Origin of the sequence: Neorhizobium sp. NCHU2750, from assembly GCF_003597675.1 — a bacterium.
Classification (GTDB): domain Bacteria; phylum Pseudomonadota; class Alphaproteobacteria; order Rhizobiales; family Rhizobiaceae; genus Neorhizobium.
The window spans coordinates 2,157,473-2,176,988 of record NZ_CP030827.1 but is presented as its reverse complement, the minus strand read 5'-3'; the positions used below and the strand labels follow the sequence as shown (position 1 = coordinate 2,176,988).

The 19,516-nt window shown below is 61.6% G+C and carries 14 protein-coding genes; 10 read left to right on the top strand and 4 right to left on the bottom strand.

What is annotated here, in order from left to right; all coding sequences use genetic code 11:
- Positions 1-47: 47 nt before the first annotated feature.
- Entirely contained in the window at positions 48-1,271 is a 1,224-nt protein-coding gene (locus NCHU2750_RS10630) for a YeeE/YedE family protein (protein ID WP_119940410.1), read from the top strand.
- Between the two features lie 418 nt (positions 1,272-1,689).
- Positions 1,690-3,090, top strand: a complete 1,401-nt coding sequence (locus NCHU2750_RS10620; protein WP_245480225.1) for a DUF2778 domain-containing protein — start codon at positions 1,690-1,692, stop codon at positions 3,088-3,090.
- A gap of 49 nt (positions 3,091-3,139) precedes the next feature.
- On the opposite strand, the gene NCHU2750_RS10615 is transcribed toward NCHU2750_RS10620, so the two are convergent.
- On the bottom strand, positions 3,140-4,285 hold the full coding sequence (locus NCHU2750_RS10615) for an amidohydrolase (RefSeq protein ID WP_119940408.1): 1,146 nt from the start codon (positions 4,283-4,285) through the stop codon (positions 3,140-3,142).
- 177 nt (positions 4,286-4,462) lie between these two features.
- Between NCHU2750_RS10615 and NCHU2750_RS10610 the strand changes: the two genes are divergently transcribed.
- On the top strand, positions 4,463-5,524 hold the full coding sequence (locus tag NCHU2750_RS10610) for an alpha/beta hydrolase fold domain-containing protein (RefSeq protein WP_162939579.1): 1,062 nt from the start codon (positions 4,463-4,465) through the stop codon (positions 5,522-5,524).
- 41 nt (positions 5,525-5,565) lie between these two features.
- Here NCHU2750_RS10610 and NCHU2750_RS10605 read toward each other — a convergent pair whose 3' ends face one another.
- A complete protein-coding gene (locus NCHU2750_RS10605; protein ID WP_119940406.1) occupies positions 5,566-7,047 on the bottom strand; it encodes a pyridoxal phosphate-dependent decarboxylase family protein in 1,482 nt (493 codons plus the stop codon).
- A gap of 210 nt (positions 7,048-7,257) precedes the next feature.
- On the opposite strand from NCHU2750_RS10605, the gene NCHU2750_RS10600 reads away from it, so the two are divergent.
- Positions 7,258-7,722: a DUF488 domain-containing protein gene (locus NCHU2750_RS10600; RefSeq protein ID WP_119940405.1), complete on the top strand. Its 465-nt coding sequence runs from the start codon at positions 7,258-7,260 to the stop codon at positions 7,720-7,722.
- Positions 7,723-8,523: a DUF8758 domain-containing protein gene (locus NCHU2750_RS10595; RefSeq protein ID WP_119940404.1), complete on the top strand. Its 801-nt coding sequence runs from the start codon at positions 7,723-7,725 to the stop codon at positions 8,521-8,523.
- Between the two features lie 12 nt (positions 8,524-8,535).
- On the opposite strand, the gene NCHU2750_RS10590 is transcribed toward NCHU2750_RS10595, so the two are convergent.
- Complete coding sequence (locus NCHU2750_RS10590) at positions 8,536-11,097, bottom strand: ATP-dependent helicase (RefSeq protein WP_119940403.1); 2,562 nt, start codon at positions 11,095-11,097, stop codon at positions 8,536-8,538.
- Positions 11,098-11,331: 234 nt separating this feature from the next.
- On the opposite strand from NCHU2750_RS10590, the gene NCHU2750_RS10585 reads away from it, so the two are divergent.
- The 4 genes from NCHU2750_RS10585 (at position 11,332) to NCHU2750_RS10570 (ending at position 16,973) form a co-directional block, all read left to right on the top strand.
- Positions 11,332-11,793 carry a nuclear transport factor 2 family protein gene (locus NCHU2750_RS10585; RefSeq protein WP_119940402.1) on the top strand — a complete coding sequence of 154 codons (462 nt, stop codon included), beginning with the start codon at positions 11,332-11,334 and terminating at the stop codon, positions 11,791-11,793.
- Positions 11,794-11,839: 46 nt separating this feature from the next.
- Positions 11,840-12,400, top strand: a complete 561-nt coding sequence (locus NCHU2750_RS10580) for a TetR/AcrR family transcriptional regulator (protein ID WP_119940401.1) — start codon at positions 11,840-11,842, stop codon at positions 12,398-12,400.
- 197 nt (positions 12,401-12,597) lie between these two features.
- Positions 12,598-13,785, top strand: a complete 1,188-nt coding sequence (locus NCHU2750_RS10575) for an efflux RND transporter periplasmic adaptor subunit (RefSeq protein WP_119940400.1) — start codon at positions 12,598-12,600, stop codon at positions 13,783-13,785.
- On the top strand, positions 13,782-16,973 hold the full coding sequence (locus tag NCHU2750_RS10570) for an efflux RND transporter permease subunit (RefSeq protein ID WP_119940399.1): 3,192 nt from the start codon (positions 13,782-13,784) through the stop codon (positions 16,971-16,973). The genes NCHU2750_RS10575 and NCHU2750_RS10570 overlap by 4 nt, the downstream gene beginning before the upstream one ends.
- 61 nt (positions 16,974-17,034) lie before the next feature.
- Here the strand turns inward: NCHU2750_RS10570 and NCHU2750_RS10565 are convergent, their stop codons facing one another.
- Positions 17,035-17,865, bottom strand: coding sequence for an NAD(P)-dependent oxidoreductase (locus tag NCHU2750_RS10565; protein ID WP_119940398.1), 831 nt, complete (start codon positions 17,863-17,865; stop codon positions 17,035-17,037).
- Positions 17,866-18,066: 201 nt separating this feature from the next.
- On the opposite strand from NCHU2750_RS10565, the gene NCHU2750_RS10560 reads away from it, so the two are divergent.
- Positions 18,067-19,485 (top strand): FAD-binding oxidoreductase, encoded by a 1,419-nt coding sequence (locus NCHU2750_RS10560; protein WP_119940397.1) that lies wholly within the window; start codon positions 18,067-18,069, stop codon positions 19,483-19,485.
- Positions 19,486-19,516: the final 31 nt, after the last annotated feature.

Here is a 19,516-nt window from a genome sequence, read left to right as displayed (position 1 = left end):
CGGCATTGCAAGGCTCCTATCAAGGGCGAAAACAAGGAGCATATCCAATGTCGATTTCCTCTTCGCTCGGGTCCAGCGCGCCGACAGTGCCGCCGCTTGGGGCGCCGGGCCTGCTTTCGCTGGCCGTGCTGGTCGTCGGGACGGTTGCGCTCGGCGCGATCTATGGGCCGGTGCAGGGCGCGCTGTTTCTGATCGGCGGCGCGCTCGGCATGTCGCTTTATCATGCCGCATTCGGTTTCACCTCGGCATGGCGGGTCTTCATATCGGAAGGCAGGGGGCGCGGGCTCAGGGTGCAGATGATCCTGCTGGCGCTGGCCGTCATCCTGTTCTTCCCTGCGCTTTCGAACGGCACGCTGTTCGGCCACCCGGTGCAGGGCAATATTTCGCCGGCCGGTGTCGGGGTGCTGGTCGGTGCGTTCATGTTCGGTATCGGCATGCAGCTTGGCGGCGGATGTGCCTCGGGTACGCTGTTTACCGCCGGTGGCGGCAATGCGCGCATGTTTGTGACGCTCTTCTTCTTCATTGTCGGCTCGGTTCTCGGCACGGTGAATTTTGACTGGTGGGCCAGCCTTCCGTCGCTGCCGCCGACCGCCCTGTTCAAGACGTTCGGCGCCGGTGGCGGCATCGTTCTTTCGCTGGTCATTTTCGGCGCGATCGCGGCGCTCACCGTGCTGGTGGAGAAAAGGCGCAATGGCGCACTTGAGCAGGCTCCGCCTTCTCCGCGCCATGGACTGGCACGCTATCTGCGTGGGCCATGGCCGCTCGTATTCGGTGCTATCGCGCTGGTCGTGTTCAATTTCGCGACACTGGCGATTGCCGGCCGCCCATGGGGCATCACCTCCGCCTTCGCGCTCTGGGGTGCAAAATGGGCGCAGATGATCGGCATCGATCCGACCGCATGGGTCTATTGGCAGCAGCCGGGTAATGCCAAGGCATTGTCGCAGAGCGTGTTTGCCGATGTCACGTCGGTGATGGATTTCGGCATTATCGCCGGTGCCATGCTGGCTGCGGCACTTGCCGGAAAGTTTGCTCCGAGCCTCGATATTCCGTGGCGCTCGGTTCTGGCTGCGGCGGTTGGCGGGTTGCTGCTCGGCTATGGTGCAAGAATCGCCTACGGCTGCAATATAGGCGCGTATTTCTCCGGGATCGCCTCCGGCAGCCTGCACGGATATCTCTGGGCTGCAGCGGCCTTTGCCGGAAATGTGATCGGGGTGAAGTTCAGGCCCTGGTTTTTTAATGAACGTCGCGCCATTCGCCGGAGCGATGGTTAATTCCGCAAAAATCAAACTTTGGGGCGGCCGTCATTGCGGCCGCCTTATCTTTTTTCCTGCCTTGCTTCTGCGTTTCAAAGTGCCGCATCCCCGTTAAAATCTCGCGGTCGCCTTGAATTGTCGGGCTTTTGTCGCTAAACAGCAACAGTCGTCGGCTTGACCTGCCTTAATCCGCGGGGCCAGAAACACAGCCTCGCCGTATTTCGGCTAAACTTCCGACGGCATGCGCTTTTATGAGCGTCATCGAAACTGATCGGGGCGGCGTAAAGACATTGGTTACCATAATCGTTCATTCTCTGAACCATTCGCAGAGCGGTTCGGAGCGGAGAAACTTCGCTTCAGACAATCGCTTGGGTCTGGCAGGCAAGGCGCATGACGGCGCGCTTGCCATGATGAGTAACGGTTCGGGTAACGAGTGATGGTGCGTAAGATCGAAACCTCCAAGGCACGGAACAAGGTCTCGAAGCGGCCGGCGAAGCGCAAGCACGGACGCTCCATTCTTGCCAATATGGCGATCGGGATCGGGCTGACCGCTTCCGCTCTGATCGGGGCCTCCGTGGTCACCGTGGCGACTGCGGTTAAGCCGGTCAAGGAAGCAAAGTTCCAGACAGCCCTGCTTTCTCCGGTCAACGCCAGTGAACGGCTTGTCCAGAGCCGCAACGATCGCGCCCTGGATGTCTCCAAATTTTCCAGATTGCCGGGTCAGTCGGTGGCGGAGCCCAAGGGCGGTCGTCTAGCCGGCGCCGATGTGGCTGCACTTTCGGCGATGCGTCCGGACGATTCGGCGGTCAACCAGGCTCTTCATCATGCGATGGCGAAAGCTTCCCGCAGCGCAGATGCCGAGCGCCAGTTCGCCGCGCTTGCCAATCACCGCCCGACGGATGCATCGATCCGCGCCGTGCTTGAGCAGGCTATGGGCAATATGGTGGTCGTCGCTCCGCCGAGCGGCGAGGGTGCCATGCCCGACGTGATCCAGGACGCCCAGAGCGTTGCCAGCGTTGCCGATCTCAAGGACATGAGGCCGGTCGAAATGGCATCGGTCGATGCCGATGACACCGATGATGCATCCGACGACAGCGGTGCACCGGAAATCACCGGCAAGATCGTCGCCATGGCGCCGCCAGCCGATACCTATGCATTGCCGAAGGCCGGTCCGGTGCCGATCTTCCGTCCGTCCGCCGGCATGCGCGGCGACGACGACAACAATCCTCCGGTTCGTGGCAGCGCGCTTGCGGCCATCGCAGCCGTGGCGCCGCAGAAGCCTTCGAAGGACGACGACAAGCCGACGGCGCTTGCCTTCGCCAAGCCCGACAACCCGATGCGCGCCGAGCCTGATGCACCGTCACAGCCGACACCGAAATTCCCGGGCATCGGTACCAAGGTTGCCATCTACGATATTACCAATGGCGTGGTTCACATGCCTGATGGTTCGACGCTCGAAGCGCATTCCGGCATTGGCGAGATGCGCGACAATCCGAAGTTCACCAATGTGAAGATGCGTGGACCGACGCCGCCCGGCACCTACAAACTGTCGATGCGCGAAGCGATGTTCCATGGCGTTGCAGCAATGCGCCTGACACCGGTTGACGGCAAGCCGCCGCAGGGTCGCACGGGTCTTTTGGCACACAGCTTCCTGCTGCGCGTTCGCGGCGATTCGCATGGCTGCGTCGCCTTTGCCGACTATCCGCGCTTCCTCAAGGCCTTCCAGCGTGGCGAGATCACCCACATGATTATCGTCAACAAGTGGGACGGCAAGCGGCCCGGCGCCGGTTCGAACGGCGGCTTCCTGGCAAAGCTGTTCGGTAATAACGACGCATAACGAAAAAGAGGAGCCTTCGTGGCTCCTCTTGCATTTTGAGGGTTGCTCCTCAGCCCAGCGTGTTCCTGATCGCACGCAGGAAGATCCCGGCACCGATCGGGATGAGGTCGTCCGGAAAATCATAGTTCGGATTGTGCGGAGCAGGGTGATTTTCGCCGGCGCCGAGGAACAGCATCGCGGACTTGGAGACTGAACCGAAACGGCCGAAATCCTCGGATGCGCGAAATCCTTCGCCCGGTTCGTGGCTTACACCTTCGGCATCCATGGCAGCACGCAGAATATCGGCGGCTTCGGCGTCGTTGATGCAATGGCCGAAGACTTCCTGGTACTCGATCTTCAAGGACAGGCCGTTCGCCTCTGCGGCCCTGCGCGCCATCGTCTCGGCCCTGTCGACAAGCGCTGCCATCTGGTCGTCTGTCGAGGTGCGCAGCGTTGCCCAGATCTCGGCATAGCCGGGAGCGACGCCGACGGTCGGTTCGCCCATTGTCGCGTGGGTCACGGTGGTGCGGACAAGGTCGCCGGTCGTGACGGTGCCTGACGCCAATGCGTTGAGCGCCGGCATCAACTCGGCCACGGCGCTGGCAGGCGAGGTTCCCGTTTCGGGGTAGGCGGCATGGGCCGTCTTGCCAGTCAAGATGATCTTGATGCCGCGTGATGCGCAATTGGCTGGACCATCCTTCAGCCAGACGTGACCGAAGGGGACGCCCGGCATATTGTGCAGCGACAGGCTGTAATCGGGTGACAGTTCAGCGAATGTCCGATCTGCAAGCACTGCTGCGGCACCTGCACCATTTTCTTCCGCCGGCTGGAACAGCAGGATGGCGCGGCCGGTCTTCGGCCGCTTACGACCGAGCGCGCGGCCGACGCCTGCAAGTGTCGCCATGTGGCCGTCATGGCCGCACATATGGCTTTTTCCCGGTATCTTCGACTTGTGGTCCGGCTCACCCAGTTCCTCGATCGGCAGTGCGTCGAGCTCGGCGCGGATCATCACGGTCGGGCCGGCGATACCGCTGTCATAGAAGACGGCGACGCCTGTGCCGCCAAGCCCTTCGATGATCCTGTCGGGGCCTGTCTCGTTCATGAAGCGCACCACCTCTTTGGCCGTCTCCACCTCCTCGCCGGAGATTTCAGGCATGGTGTGGAGGTGGCGGCGCCATTCGGTCAGTTCGATGATGTCGTGATTGGTAAGAGACATGAGCCTTGATGCACTCCGTGATACTTGCGCTCCATGCGAGAGCGCCTTGCCGCCCGATCGGTTATTTGTCCGATCAAGGCAATGCGATGGCCTACCTTTTCAGCTTTGAAATATCACCGCAACAATTCCGGCCGAAAGTTCAATGCGATATTTTGTTCATGTGATTGGAGCATGCCCGTGACCATTGCCAGAGGTTTTTCATTGCCGCGTTTTCGCAGGACATTGGTGGCGCTCGCCGCGCTGGCCGCCTGTTCGGGGCCACCGGCGCTGGCGCAGCAGTTCGGCCTCATGCAGGCCTGCCGCGGCGATTTTCAGGCCCATTGCTCAGGAGTTGCACCGGGAGGCGGACGCATCATCGAATGCATGCGCCAGCACGCGAGTGAGCTCTCTGCCGGCTGCCGGGCGGCCATTGCCAGCCAGGAAACCAAGATGATGACGAAGATGGCGGCGAAGGCGGAGGGCGGCGATGCCCATGTGCCGGCGGGCGTGACGGTGAGGCGGAACATCGCCTATGGCACAGCGCCGGCGCAGTTGATGGACATCTACGCGCCGCAGAAGCCCGCCCATGCGCCGATCATCGTGATGGTGCATGGCGGCGCCTGGGCCTTTGGGTCCAAGACCTCGGCCGGCGTGGTGGAGAACAAGGTGGCCCACTGGCTGCCGCAGGGCTTCATTTTCGTCTCGGTCGAGACGCGCCTGTTGCCGAAGGCCGATCCGGTGCAGCAGGCTGGCGATGTGGCCGCAGCGCTCGCAAGTGTCGAACGCAATGCCGCGTCATGGGGCGGTGATCCGTCGAAGATCGTGCTGATGGGACATTCTGCGGGTGCCCATCTCGTCGCATTGGTGACGACAGATCACGCCCTTGGTCAAAAGGTCGGTCTGCGCCCCTGGGCCGGAACTGTGGCACTCGACAGTGCTGCCTATGATATTATCAAAATCATGCAGCAGCCGGGGCATCCACCGTTCTACGACAAGGTTTTCGGCAAGGATCCGCGCTTCTGGGCCGAGGCATCACCGGCTCTGCAGCTCAAGGGGCCGGTATTGCCGATGCTTCTGGTCTGCTCCAGCCTTCGCAGCGATTCCTGCCCGCAGGCCAAGGCCTTTGCCGCAAAGACGGGCGGCAAGGCGCAGGTGCTGCCGGTTGCGCTCAAGCACATGCAGATCGACAGCGAGCTTGGGGCCGGCAACGACTACACGCAACAGGTCGATGCCTTCCTGCGCTCGATCGGCCTGCCGTGACAGTTGAGGCGATCTATCTCCAAGAGAGCTCGGCCGGAAGACTATTCCGGCCGACGCTGTACCGCGCGTACCAGCGCGTCGATGAAGATATCCATGTCGGCTTCGGTGGTGCGGTGGTTGACGAGCGCGCAGCGGATGGCGAGCTCGCCGTCGATCGTCGTCCATGAGGGAGCGGCGACACCTTCCTCATGCAGGTCGAGAACGATCTCGCGGGTATAGGCCGAATTCCTGCCGGTGATGGCGAAGCAGACGATGTTGAGCGCCACCGGCGCCTTCAGTTCGAAGAGCGGGTGGGCTGCGATGCGCGCTTCCAGATAGCGCGCGACAGCGCAACTATTGGCAATCGCCGCGCCGATCTTCTGCGTGCCATGGGTCGAGAGCGTCATCCAGGTTTTGAGCGCGCGAAAGCCGCGCGAGAGATCCGGCCCGAGATCGCAGGGCCAGGTGTCGCCGGCGGCAAGCCCGCGGGTGGAGCGCTGCAGATAGGCGGCGGGCTGGGCGAAGGTCTGCTTCTGGTCTGCCTGATCGCGCACCAGCAGGAAACCCGCGTCATAGGGAACCTGTCCCCATTTGTGAAAATCAAGCGCGATCGACTGCGAGCGTTCTATTCCGGCAAAGCGCGGACGCAGCTCTTGCGAGAGAACGGCCAGCGCACCGATGGCGCCGTCGACATGGAACCAGAGGTTTTCGGCCGCGGCAATGTCGGCGATCTCGTTCAGCGGATCGATGGCGCCGGTATTGACCGTGCCGGCGGTGCCGACGACGAGGAAGGGCAGGAAGCCTTCGGCGCGGTCCCGTTCGATCATCATCTTCAGATGCGACATCATCATCCGGCCATCGGCATCGACGGCGACGAGACGCAGATTGGACGAGCCGATGCCGGAAAGCTGCATGGCCTGGGCGATGCAGCCATGTGCTTCGGCCGAGGTATAGGCGACGAGCTGATGATCTGCGGCGCGCAGGCCGGAGGCGCGGCTCTCGACGCCGATGGCCTTGGTCTTGGCGATGGTGACGGCGAGGAAATTGGCCATGGACGAGCCGGTGACGAACAGGCCGCCGGCGGCATCGGCATCATAGCCCAAGGCTTCGCTCATCCAGCGGGCGACCTGCTTTTCGACATCGATGCCGACATGATCGCGGCCGCCGCAATTCATGTTGAGGCCGGCCGCCACCATTTCCGCCACCATGCCGACCGGCGTGCCGCCGCCATGGACCCAGCCCATGAAGCGCGGATGCAGGTTGCCCGTCGCATAGGGCATGATGTGATCACGGACATCGGAGAGAACGTCACCAAGCTCACGCGGCGCTTCGGGCAGGGGCTGGCGGAAATGCGCCCGGTTCTCCTCCGGCTGCGGCCGCCAGAGCGGGTTTTCGCGCACCGATGCGATATGGGATATGACGTCGTCCAGCATCGCATGGGCATCCTGGCGGAAGGCGGCCCAGTCGGTGGGGTCGAGATGGGTGGGCGACTTGCCGACCGCCTCAGAATCTATCGAAGTCTGAAGATGCTGAGATTTGGCCATAGGGAGCTCCAGAAACTGACGCGGATTGTCGAGGCTGGCTTTCGCAGAGCCACGGCAATGATCTCCTCGTTTCTGTGCCGATCCGCTTGCGCGGGGCTGGTGCGCGTCCTGTAGCGGGTATCCGATCAATCCCAACGGTCATAAAAGCGTCGATTAAGTCGTGTCGTTGAGTGTATACGAAGGAAAATTCTAGAAGGAAACCGATTCAAAATGGCCATCAAAACTATTGGATACGAGGGCGCGGAAATTTCCGATTTCATTGCAGTCCTCGAGGATCAAAGGGTGGACCTTTTAATCGATGTTCGTGATGTCCCGTCTTCCAGAAAAAAAGGCTTTTCAAAAAATCTTCTGCGCGAAGCGTTGCATAACTCCGGAATTGATTATTTGCATCTGAAAGTACTCGGTGATCCTAAAGAGGGGCGACTTGCCGCTAGGAGTGGAGAATATGATAAATTCCGAAATATATTTAATAATCATATAGAAAATGAAATTGCAAAGCAGGCGATTTCTGAGGTGTCTGAACTTTCAAAAACAAAAAATGTGTGCCTTATGTGCTTTGAAAGAGATCATCGACTTTGCCATAGAAGTATTTTGATTGAAAAGATGAAAGAATTATGCTGCCTTGAGGTGCGGCACTTGGGTGTTCCGAAAGGGTTTAGTTGTAAGGCGGCGTGAATGGGCCACGAGTTACCTGGGCAAAGTTTGGCAACTATTATTGTTAAAGCGGCGCCGCGTGTGGGTCAGACACATGGAGAACTCGTGTGTTGCGCCGGCATCGACCCTGGTGGAGTTTGGGTTCGGCTATATCCCGTTGCGTTTCGTACCTTAGATGACGCTCAAAAATTTGGACGATGGGATATTGTTCAATATAAATGGTCGCTGCCCAAGGGTGATCATCGTTGCGAGAGCAGGCGTGTAGAGCATCGGAGCGTCTCTATTACGGGGCATTTAAAGAATGAGGGCGCGCGCGAAAATCTCGTCGCACCTCTCATCGTTGATAGCTTAGAAGATGAATACAAGGCGGGCCGCAGCTTGGCATTCATTCGGCCACGTAATCCCTACTTTATCATAGAGAAGAAGGACAAAGGCCAGTACGAGGAGGAAAAGGCACATTTCCTGGAATGGCATAGACACGAGACGGAAGGTCTCTTCGGCCACATGGGCTACATGAATAAGGGGACTGTTCCTTACGAGCCTGCTCCGTATAACTTTAAGTATTCATACGAAATAAGTGATGGGAAGCGCGAGGGGACGTGTCAGGACTGGGAAGTAGAGGCGACTTTCCTGAAGTGGCGCCGCGAATATGGAGAGGCTAAAGCTCTCCAGTATATGGCTGAGACTTTTGGAGAAAAATATCCCCAGAAAGGCTTTGTTTTGGCGATGGGAACGCACAAAGCTTACGGAAATTGGCTTATAAATGGCATAGTTCGCCTCAATCATGGTGCCGAAAAAGCAGTGCGAGGCAGCTTATTCTAGTCGCCCGACAATTCACCCCGCCTTCTCCACAAACCCATCCAGCACGCGCTTCTGCCCGGCGCGGTCGAATTCGATCGTCAGCTTGTTGCCTTCGATGGCGGATATGTTGCCGTTGCCGAACTTGATGTGGAAGACGCGGTCGCCGACTAAAAATTTCGACGGGGTCTCAGCCACGGATTTTGCCACCAGTTCGCCGTCGATCGTGCGGCCGCGCGGGCCTGATTCACCATAGCCGATCCGTTCCACCGCGTGGCCGGAGCGGGAGCCCCAGTTGTCGCGGGTGGCTTCGGTCTTGTTGGCCTGGGCGCGCTTCCAGCCGGGGGTCGAATAGGAGTTGGCGAAGGGATCTGCCTTGTCGAAGCGCGACTGGCCGTAGCCTCCGCGTCCGCCATAGCCGCCATAGCTGTTGGAACTGTCCGAGGCTGCGACATCGACATGGCTCGGCGGCAGTTCGTCGAGGAAGCGTGAGGGCATGGTCGATTGCCACAGGCCGTGGATGCGGCGGTTGGAGACGAACCAGATGTGGCAGCGGCGCTTGGCGCGGGTGATGCCGACATAGGCGAGGCGGCGTTCCTCCTCGAGGCCGGAGCGGCCCCCCTCGTCCAGCGCGCGCTGGTGCGGGAACAGGCCTTCCTCCCAGCCGGGCAAGAAGACGGTATCGAATTCCAGTCCCTTGGCCGAATGCAGCGTCATGATCGAGACGGCATCCATGTTCTCGTTCTGCTCGGCATCCATGACCAGCGAGACATGTTCGAGGAAGCCGCGCATCGATTCGAAGGCTTCCATCGAGCGGATCAGTTCCTTCAGGTTATCGAGGCGGCCCGGTGCCTCTGCCGACTTGTCGTTCTTCCACATGTCGGTATAGCCCGACTCTTCGAGGATCTGTTCGGCAAGTTCGGTATGTTCGGTGTTTTCAAGCCGTTCCTGCCAGTTCCTGAAACTTTGAATCACGTCGAACAGCGCCTTGCGGGCTTTCGGCTTCAGCTCGTCCGTCTCGATGATATCGGCGGCCGCCTGCAACATCGGGATATCGCGGGCGCGGGCGTAATCATGCAGGTAGCGCACGGTCGTATCGCCAAGGCCGCGCTTCGGCGTGTTGATGATCCGCTCGAAGGCCAGATCGTCGGCCGGCTGGCAGACGAGGCGGAAATAGGCCATGGCATCGCGGATCTCGAGCCGTTCGTAGAATCGCGGGCCGCCGATGACGCGGTAATTCAGGCCGAGCGTGACGAAGCGGTCTTCGAATTCGCGCATCTGGAAGGAGGCGCGGACGAGGATCGCCATATCGTTCAGCGCGTGCTTCTTGCCATCCCCATTGGTATTATCGCCGCGCTGCAGGCGCTCGATCTCCTCGCCGACGGCGCGGGCTTCCTCTTCCGAGTCCCAGGCGGCGTGGACGATGACTTTCTCGTCGTCGGGGTCGACCCGGTCGGTGAACAGCGTCTTGCCGAGCCGGCCTTCGTTATGGGCGATCAGGTGGCCGGCGGCGCCGAGGATGTGTTCGGTGGAGCGGTAGTTGCGCTCCAGCTTGATCACCTTGGCGCCGGGGAAATCCTTCTCGAAGCGGAGGATGTTATCGACTTCCGCACCACGCCAGCCATAGATCGACTGGTCGTCGTCGCCGACGCAGCAGACATTCTGCGGCACGCCCTTTGGGCGCTGGGCGAGGAGGCGCAGCCACATATACTGAGCGGTGTTGGTATCCTGATACTCGTCGACCAGGATGTAGCGGAATTTCTGGTGATATTCCTTCAACAGATCCGGCGTCTTGCGGAAGATCGCGATCGGATGCAGCAGAAGATCGCCGAAATCGCAGGCGTTGAGCGTGCGCAGGCGCGCCTGATAGGCGGCGTAGAGTTCACGGCCCTTGCCGTTGGCGAAGGCGCGGGCATCGCCTTCCGGGATGTCGTGCGGCAGCAGGCCCTTGTTCTTCCAGCCGTCGATCATGCCGGCGAACTGCTTTGCCGGCCAGCGCTTGTCGTCGAGGCCCTCGGCCTGGATCAGCTGCTTGATGAGGCGGACGACGTCATCGGTGTCGAGAATGGTGAAATCGGAGCGCAGGCCGACCAGTTCGGCATGGCGGCGCAGGATTTTTACGCCGATCGAGTGGAAGGTGCCGAGCCAGGGCATGCCTTCGACGGCGCCGCCGACGAGAACGCCGATACGTTCCTTCATCTCGCGGGCCGCCTTGTTGGTGAAGGTGACGGCGAGGATCTGGCTCGGGAAGGCGCGGTTGGTTTCCAGAATATGGGCGATGCGGGTGGTCAGCACGCGGGTCTTGCCGGTGCCGGCGCCGGCCAGGACGAGGACGGGGCCATCCAGCGTTTCGACAGCCTCGCGCTGTTCCGGGTTGAGGCCGGTCAGATAGTCCGGGGCCGGGCGTGCGCCATCGCGCGCCGCCATGGCACGGGCGGCAATGCCCAATCCACCTGTCATAGGCCCACCCGCCATAGGCCCACAGGCTGCCGGGCCGCTCGTGGCCGGCTGCTGGCGGTCCGTGGCCTGCTGCGGCTTGCGGGGCGCGGGTTCCGGCTCTTCGTCGAAGAACGGGATGTCGTCGAAACTGTTACTCATGCGGCCAATGTAGTGATTCGAGGCCGAAAGACCAGATAATGTTCTGGTTTCATTCCGGATCCGGGGCGGAAATCTGTGGCCGGGCGGAGATTTCGGCAGCCTCGGCATGCTCATCCTGACGCGGTTGACCAACCTCCGGGCCCGGTGCGCGGATATGCGCATACCAAAATTCTTGCCTGGAGTTGTACCTTATGGTACATTGAATTCCATTCGGTACATTAAAGGGAGATTTCAATGACGCCGCTTGTGCCCCCGTTCACGGATGAAACCGCAACTCTCAAGGTCCGTCTTGCGGAAGACGGCTGGAACAGCTGCGATCCCGCCAGAGTTTCGCTCGTCTACACACCGGATAGCCAGTGGCGAAACCGCTCGGAATTCGTCACCGGGCGCGAAGAGATCGTCGCGTTCCTGACTCGCAAGTGGAACAGGGAACTGGACTACCGGCTGATCAAGGAATTATGGGCCCACAAGGACAATCGGATCGCCGTTCGGTTTGCTTACGAGTGGCACGACGACAGCCAGAACTGGTTTCGCTCCTATGGCAATGAGAACTGGGAATTCGATGCTGCGGGCCTGATGCAGCGGCGGTTTGCCTGTATCAATGACATGCCGATCAAGGCCACCGAGCGTAAATTTCACTGGCCACGCGGCCGTCGGCCGGATGATCATCCCGGCCTTTCCGATCTTGGCCTGTGAAGCCGATTTTGGCTTGTGAAGCTGGCCCTGGCTTGTGAGGATTGGATTGAAGACACAATATGAACGTGCGGATGTCGTGCCGCTTCTGGCGGAAGTCTTTCGCGAACTCGGCTATGAAGGGACGAGCCTCAACCGCATCACCGAGCGAACGGGGATCGGCAAGGGCAGCCTTTATCATTTCTTTCCCGGCGGAAAGGAGGAGATGGCTGCCGCGGTGCTGGCCGATGTCGACCAATGGTTCGAGCGGGAGATATTCCTGCCATTGGAGAGCGGCGGTTCGGATGAACCGATCGCCCGGATGTGGCTGAATGTGACCCGCTATTTTCGCTCGGGCGGCCGTGTCTGCCTGGTCGGTGCCTTCGCGCTCGACGCCACCCGCGATCGTTTCGCGGCGGCGATCAGGGACTATTTCGCAAGATGGATTGCGGCGCTGGCTGCCGCATTGGAAAGGGAAGGCGCCTCATCTGCGGACGCAAAACGGAGCGCGGAGGATGCCGTCCTCACCATTCAGGGGGCGATCGTCCTGTCCCGGTCGCTCGACGATCCGGAGGTCTTCATCCGGGCAATGGACGCGTGCCGTCATCGCATCGAGGTGACGCGCTCATAGCGTGTCGGATTTCGTGGATCGGGCGCTATGCCTTTCGGCGCCCGCTCACGTTTCATCCACAAGGTTGCATTCATTCTGACATAAGCGTGAAATTTCGTGAGGTTAGGATCGACATCCTGAGGTGGTGCGACCATTGCTTGTTGCGCCGGAAACGCGGATACTCTCCGCGATAGATCCTGTTTTCCGAGAGGGCATGCATGCGGATATGGAACCAGCTTCTTCTGTCGGTTGCGGCACTCATCGCAGGGCTTTGTCTCTGGGTGTATATGTCTGCCGATGCCGGGCGTACGCTGATTTCCATGGGCATGCCTCAGGCCGTCGTTTCGGCGATCAATCCGAAAGCGGCAGAACCGCCGTCCGCAACGGTTGCCGGGAGCGGGGGACATAGTGCAGGGGCGGAGCATGGCGGCGCGGGCAATCATGCCGATGGGCAGGCCGTTCTGGTCGCAACCCGGCCGGTCGGGACAGGCGTCGTCAATGACAGGCTTTCGGCGATCGGCGACGGGGAGGCGATCCAGTCGGTCGTCGTGATGCCGCAGGCGACCGGCACGATCAACGAGATCCTGGTGAAATCCGGTGATCTGGTGAAAAAGGGCCAGGTTCTGGCGCAACTCGACGACGACGAGCAGATCATCCTGCGCGACCAGGCCCAGGTGCTGCTGCGCAGCGCGCGGGAAAAGTCCGACAGCTACAAGAATTTGAAGAGCTTCTCGCGCCTCGAAGTACTCGATGCACAGATCGCGTCGGAAACGGCGCAACTGGCGCTGACCAATGCCGAGCTGGCGCTCAAGCGCCGCTCCGTCCTTGCGCCGATCGACGGGATCGTCGGCATCGTTGCCATCAATATCGGCGATAATGTCACGACGGCGAGCAATGTGGTGACGATCGACAACCGTTCCGAACTGCTGGTGGATTTCTGGGCGCCGGAGCGTTTTGCCGTGCAGGTCAAGACGGAGATGCCGGTCGAGGCGGTCTCGGTGTCGCGTCCCGGCCGTACCTTTGCCGGGTCCGTCTATGCCGTCGACAACCGCGTCGATCCGGCCAGCCGCACGATCCGCATCCGGGCGAAAATTCCCAATGGTGAAGACGAGTTGCGCGCCGGCATGTCGTTCGGCGTGACGATGCGCTTTCCCGGTGAAACCTATCCGGCCGTCGATCCGCTTGCCGTGCAATGGGATGCCCAGGGCTCTTTCGTCTGGCGTATCGTCGATCACAGGTCGGTCAAGGCGCGGGTGCAGATCATCCAGCGCAATCCGGATGCTATCCTCGTTGCCGCAGAGCTGAAGGAGGGCGACGTCGTTGCCACCGAGGGCCTGCAGCGGGTGCGTGAGAACGGCACCGTCAGGATTGCCGGCGAGAAGCCGCCGGAGGTTGCCAGCCGATGAGCGCCGATCAGTCCGGTCACAATCTGGAGCATGCGGCCCCGGAACAAGCGTCTTCCGGCTCGGGCAAGCAGGGGTTCACGGCGCTTTTCGTGCGTCGGCCGGTTCTTGCCGCCGTTCTCAATACCTTGCTGGTCGTGGCCGGTCTTGCCGCACTTGTCGGCGTCGAGGTGCGAGAACTGCCGGATGTCGACCAGCCGGTGATCACGATCCGCACCACCTATGACGGTGCGTCGGCCCAGACGATGGACCAGGAGGTGACCGATGTCATCGAGGGGGCTGTCGCGCGCGTCAGCGGGCTGAAGGCGATCTCGTCGGAATCGCAATTCGGCCAGAGCCGGGTGACGCTGGAATTCAACGATACCGCCGATCTTGCCGTCGCCGCCAACGATGTGCGCGATGCGCTCGGCCGCGTGACGAACCAGTTGCCGGAGGATGTCGACGAACCACGCATCATCAAGGCCGATTCCGACAGCCAGCCGATCATGCGGCTTGCCGTCACCTCCTCGACCCTGTCGATGGAGGACCTGACGCTGCTCGTCGACAACGAGGTTTCTGACCGGCTTGCGGCGGTCGACGGCGTGGCGGATGTGGAACTCTATGGCGACCAGGAAAAGGTGTTCCGCGTCGACGTCAACCAGGTGGCGCTCGCAAGTCGTGGCCTGACGATTGCCGATCTTGCCACCGCGCTCGATACGGCGGCGATGGACGTTCCCGCCGGCTCGCTGGAATCGTCGACGCAGGATATCGTCGTGCGCGCGACCGCGAGCCTGACCAAGCCGGAAGACTTCGAGAATGTGATGCTCGGCGACAATGTGCGGCTGCGTGATGTCGCGACCGTCATGCTCGGGCCGGACGACGGCACGACGGCGCTTCGATCCAATGGCGTGCAGGGCGTCGGGCTCGGCGTGCTGCGGCAGGCGCAATCGAACACGCTCAGCATTTCGGAAGGGGTTCGGGCGGCCGTCGCAGAGTTGCAGAAGGGCCTGCCGGAGGGCACCAGGATCGCCATTACCAGCGACGATGCGGTGTTCATCGAAGGCGCCCTGCATGAGGTGGAAATCGCGCTGGCACTGTCGGGTACCATCGTCGTCATCGTCATCTTCCTCTTCCTGCGCGACTGGAAGGCGACGCTGATCCCGGCGCTCACCATGCCGGTGGCGCTGATCGGCACGCTGGTGGCGATCTATCTCGTCGGCTTCTCGATCAACATCCTGACGCTGCTTGCCATCGTGCTGGCAACAGGTCTGGTGGTGGATGACGCGATCGTCGTGTTGGAAAACATCGTCCGGCGACGGGCCGAGGGCATGGGGCCACGGGCTGCGGCCGTGCTTGGGACGCAGGAAGTGTTTTTCGCCGTGCTGGCGACGACGGCGACGCTTGCCGCTGTCTTCATTCCGCTCTCCTTCCTGCCCGGCCAGATGGGCGGGCTGTTCCGCGAATTCGGCTTCGTGCTGGCCTTTGCCGTGGCGCTTTCGTCGATCACCGCGCTGACGCTTTGCCCGATGCTCGCATCGCGCATGCTGACGAAGCCGATCCGCGAAAGGCAGGATGGTCTGCTCGGGCGTTTCGGCACCCTGTTTGCCCGATTTTACCGGGTGACGCTGCATGCATGTCTCGGGGCGCCGTTCATCGTCGTCGTGGTGGCGCTCGTTTTCGGCGCCGCCGGGTTCATGGCGTTCAAGACGGTGAAGAGCGAGCTGACGCCGACGGAAGATCGCGCCATGGTGTTCCTGCGTGCCACGGCGCCGGAGGGGATCAGCCTGCAATATATGCGCGACAAGCTGCAGCAGATCGAAGAGAAGCTGAAGCCGCTGGTCGATGCCGGCGAGATCCGCAATATCTATTCGATCTCGGGGCAGGGGGGCGCCACCAATAACGGTTTCATTGTGCTGACGCTTGCGCCATGGTCGGAGCGCGACCGGAGCCAGGCGGAGATCGTCAAGGACATCAATGCCGCCACCGCCACCGTGCCGGCGCTGCGAGCCTTTGCCCAGCAGCAGAACAGTCTGCGCATCCGCGGTGCCGGCAACGGGCTGCAGATGGCGCTGGTCGGCACCAACCACGAGCAGCTGACCGATGCCGCGCTCAAGCTCGTCGACCAGTTGCGGCTGAGCGGCCTGTTCGACACGCCGCGGCTCAATAACGAGCCGAGCCAGGCGCAGATCTTCGTGTCGGTCGACCGCGAGAAAGCGTCCGATCTCGGCATCGACATCACCAATCTCGGCACGTCGCTCCAGTCCCTGCTGGAAGGGCGTTCCGTGGTGGACGTGTTCGTCGATGGCGAGGCGACACCGGTCAAGCTTACCTCCACGACACGGCCGATCGACGATCCGACGGATCTCGAAAACATCTTCCTCAAGGCCAAGGATGGCCGGATGGTGCCGCTTGCGACGGTCGCCACGCTGGAGGAGAAGGCCGTCGCACCGCGGCTGAACCGCGAGCAGCGGCTGGCTGCCGTGTCGTTTTCCGCCGGGCTCAAGGAGGGCGTGTCGCTCGGGCAGGCGGTCGAGACCGCCACGGCGCTGGCGCAGCCGCTATTGCCGCCGGGATCGCGCCTCATTCCTCTGGCGGAAGCGGCGACGCTGAAGGAAAATTCGAGCGGCATGGCGCTGACCTTCGGCTTTGCCATCGCCATCATCTTTCTCGTGCTCGCCGCGCAGTTCGAAAGCGTGCTGTCGTCGGTCATCATCATGTCGACTGTGCCGCTGGGGCTCGCCTGTGCCGCCTTCGCGCTGGTTCTCACCGGGTCGAGCCTCAACGTCTACAGCCAGATCGGGCTTGTGCTGCTTGTCGGGGTGATGGCGAAGAACGGTATCCTGATCGTCGAATTCGCCAATCACCTGCGCAACGAAGGCGCCAATTGCCGCGAAGCGATCGAGCGGGCCTGCTCTCTGCGCCTGCGGCCGGTGATGATGACGATGATCGCCACCGTTATTGGCGGGGTGCCGCTGGTTCTTGCCAAGGGGGCCGGGGCGGAAGCGCGCATCGCGCTCGGATGGGTGATCGTCGGCGGGCTCGGCTTTGCGACATTGGTGACGCTCTATATCACGCCGGTCGCCTATCTCCTGCTTGCCCGCTTCGCCAAGCCTCAGGCGCATGAGGAAGCGCGGCTGCATCACGAACTGGAAAATGCCAAGAAGGGTCGTGCCAACGACCGCGGGCATCCGCCGCTGATGGCGGCGGAATAAGGGTGCCGGGGGCGGCATGTGCCGTACCGGCTCCATCTTCGTGAGGACCGAGGGGGTATGCTCAGGCGAGCAGGCGGTTGAGTTCGGCTGCGAGTTCGCCGCCATTCTGACGATCATCGGCCATTTGCTGGAATAGCCCGGCCATGCCGCGAAAAATCAGCGAGGCGGGATCCTTGTCACCGAGGAAATCGGCGATCTCCTCCATTTCGGCAACCCAGCGATAGGCCTTGGGATACATGTCAGGAATGCTGCCTGTCAGCTTCTTGTCGACAGCCGGCGCGCTCTCGGCCAGTTCCGACTTCAAGCTCTCGTCGGCGCCACTGCGGATGGCGGCGAGCATCATGGCCGTGCCAAGGCCCGTCAGGCCCTTGTTGATGCCCGCATAGCACATCTTCAGGGCCGAGGCGGCGCCGATGCCGCCGGAAACCGTGCGGACCGGCAGTCCGTGCTGACCAAGCGTTGACGTGCGATTGTCGGCGTCGGAACTGACATAAAGTTTGGGGGGCTTGCCTCCGCTCGGTGGCAGACCGATCACGCAGCCATCCAGCACCTCGACCTTCGTGCCGATGAACGTCTCGGCGACCTCTTTCATGGTTGCGGGCGAGATGGCGTTGCAGTCGACATAGACCGCAGAGCGATCCTGCCGCCGTGCCTCGTCGGCAAAGCGCCGGGCCACGGCCACGGCTTCCGCCGGCGGCACGATGGACAGGACGATCTCGGCATCGAGCAATTGGGCGAGTGTCGCAGCGGTCATGCCTGCAGCTTCCGCCCGACTCACCGTCGCGGGGGAGCGATGTTCGAGGTCGGTCAGGACCGTCGCACCGTTGCTCGCGAGTAATCCGCCGATCCCGCTGCCCATGGCACCCGCGCCAATAATTCCGATCGTTGCCATGTCCGGCTCCTTCAATGCTTAAATCCTTGCGCCATTGGTAACGCAGGCGGTAAAGCGATCAAGATGCTCTCGCGTTTTTGAACGGTCGCGGTGGCGGCTGCCCGCAGGGGCCGAGCGAACCGCTGGAGGGCTGTTGTCACTGGACAAACAAGTCCTTGTCCCATAACCAGTTTCCTGCTCAGCATGCAGGAGACTATCGAGATGGCAATTCGGGACGTGAAGGCAGGCCTTCGCAACGAGGAGGGCATCGCCGCCGTCCTCGGTATTTTGAAGCAGGCATTCGGGGAGCGCTTCCAGACCGGCCAGTCGTTTCGTGAACAACATGCTCACACGACGACCTACCTGCCTGCGCAATTGCCCGATGGCGTTGTTTTCGTCGAGACCAACGACGAGGTGAAGGCCGTCGTCAGGGCCTGCGCGGACCATCGCGTGCCAATCATTCCCTTCGGGGTCGGATCGTCGCTCGAGGGACAGGTCAACGCTCCGTCGGGCGGAATTTCCGTCGATTTCTCGCGGATGAACAAGGTGCTGCGCATCAGCCCTGAGGATCTCGACGTGACCGTCGAGCCGGGGATTACCCGCGAGGAACTGAACCGCGAACTGCGCGACACCGGCCTGTTCTTTCCGATCGATCCGGGCGCCAATGCAACGATCGGCGGCATGGCTTCGACCCGCGCTTCGGGCACCAATGCCGTCCGGTATGGCACGATGAAGGACAACGTGCTGGCGCTGACCGTGGTGACCGCCGATGGCGAAGAGATCCGCACCGCACGGCGGGCGAAGAAATCCTCCGCCGGTTATGACCTGACACGGCTTTTCGTCGGGGCCGAAGGCACGCTCGGTGTGATCACCTCGGTGACGCTGAGGCTGCAGGGCATTCCGGAAAAGATCGGCGGCGGCGTCTGCGCCTTCCCGAGCGTCGAGGCGGCCTGCAATGCTGTCATCATGACGATCCAGATGGGGATTCCGGTAGCGCGTATCGAGCTTCTCGACGACGTGCAGATCCGCGCCTGCAACGCCTATTCCAACCTGTCCTATCCGGAAAAGCCGACGCTGTTTCTCGAATTCCACGGGACGGAGGATACGGTGCGTATCCAGTCCGAGCAGTTCGCCGAGATTGCCGCGGAATGCGGCGGCGACGAATTCCAGTGGACCGCCAATGCGGAAGAACGCACCAAGCTGTGGAACGCCCGGCACAATGCCTATTGGGCTGGGCGGGCGCTCGATCCTTCGCTCAACGGTCTCTCGACCGATGTCTGCGTGCCGATCTCGCGGCTTGCCGAATGCGTGGCCGAGACCCAGGCCGACATTCAGGAATGCGGCCTTCTTGCGCCGATCGTCGGTCATGCCGGGGATGGAAATTTCCATGTTCTCGTGCTGTTCGACGACAAGAGCCCGGAATCGGTCGCCACTGTCGAGGCCTTTACGGCGCGCCTCAGCCGCAGGGCACTCGCCATGGATGGCACCTGCACCGGCGAGCATGGGGTCGGCCAGGGCAAGATGTCCTATCTCGACGAGGAACTGGGTGGCGCCGTCGACGTGATGCGCTCGGTCAAGAAGGGGCTCGATCCCGACAATATATTCAACCCAGGCAAGATCTTCCGGATGGCGCAGCCGTGACTTGAACGACACGGATGATCGTCTAGTCTGT

Excerpts from the sequence above, each read along its gene's own strand:
- NCHU2750_RS10630 (WP_119940410.1), top strand. The coding sequence starts at position 48 with ATGTCGATTTCCTCTTCGCTCGGGTCCAGCGCGCCGACAGTGCCGCCG.
- NCHU2750_RS10620 (WP_245480225.1), top strand. The coding sequence starts at position 1,690 with ATGGTGCGTAAGATCGAAACCTCCAAGGCACGGAACAAGGTCTCGAAG.
- NCHU2750_RS10615 (WP_119940408.1), bottom strand. The coding sequence starts at position 4,285 with ATGTCTCTTACCAATCACGACATCATCGAACTGACCGAATGGCGCCGC.
- NCHU2750_RS10605 (WP_119940406.1), bottom strand. The coding sequence starts at position 7,047 with ATGGCCAAATCTCAGCATCTTCAGACTTCGATAGATTCTGAGGCGGTC.
- NCHU2750_RS10600 (WP_119940405.1), top strand. The coding sequence starts at position 7,258 with ATGGCCATCAAAACTATTGGATACGAGGGCGCGGAAATTTCCGATTTC.
- NCHU2750_RS10595 (WP_119940404.1), top strand. The coding sequence starts at position 7,723 with ATGGGCCACGAGTTACCTGGGCAAAGTTTGGCAACTATTATTGTTAAA.
- NCHU2750_RS10590 (WP_119940403.1), bottom strand. The coding sequence starts at position 11,097 with ATGAGTAACAGTTTCGACGACATCCCGTTCTTCGACGAAGAGCCGGAA.
- NCHU2750_RS10585 (WP_119940402.1), top strand. The coding sequence starts at position 11,332 with ATGACGCCGCTTGTGCCCCCGTTCACGGATGAAACCGCAACTCTCAAG.
- NCHU2750_RS10575 (WP_119940400.1), top strand. The coding sequence starts at position 12,598 with ATGCGGATATGGAACCAGCTTCTTCTGTCGGTTGCGGCACTCATCGCA.
- NCHU2750_RS10570 (WP_119940399.1), top strand. The coding sequence starts at position 13,782 with ATGAGCGCCGATCAGTCCGGTCACAATCTGGAGCATGCGGCCCCGGAA.
- NCHU2750_RS10565 (WP_119940398.1), bottom strand. The coding sequence starts at position 17,865 with ATGGCAACGATCGGAATTATTGGCGCGGGTGCCATGGGCAGCGGGATC.
- NCHU2750_RS10560 (WP_119940397.1), top strand. The coding sequence starts at position 18,067 with ATGGCAATTCGGGACGTGAAGGCAGGCCTTCGCAACGAGGAGGGCATC.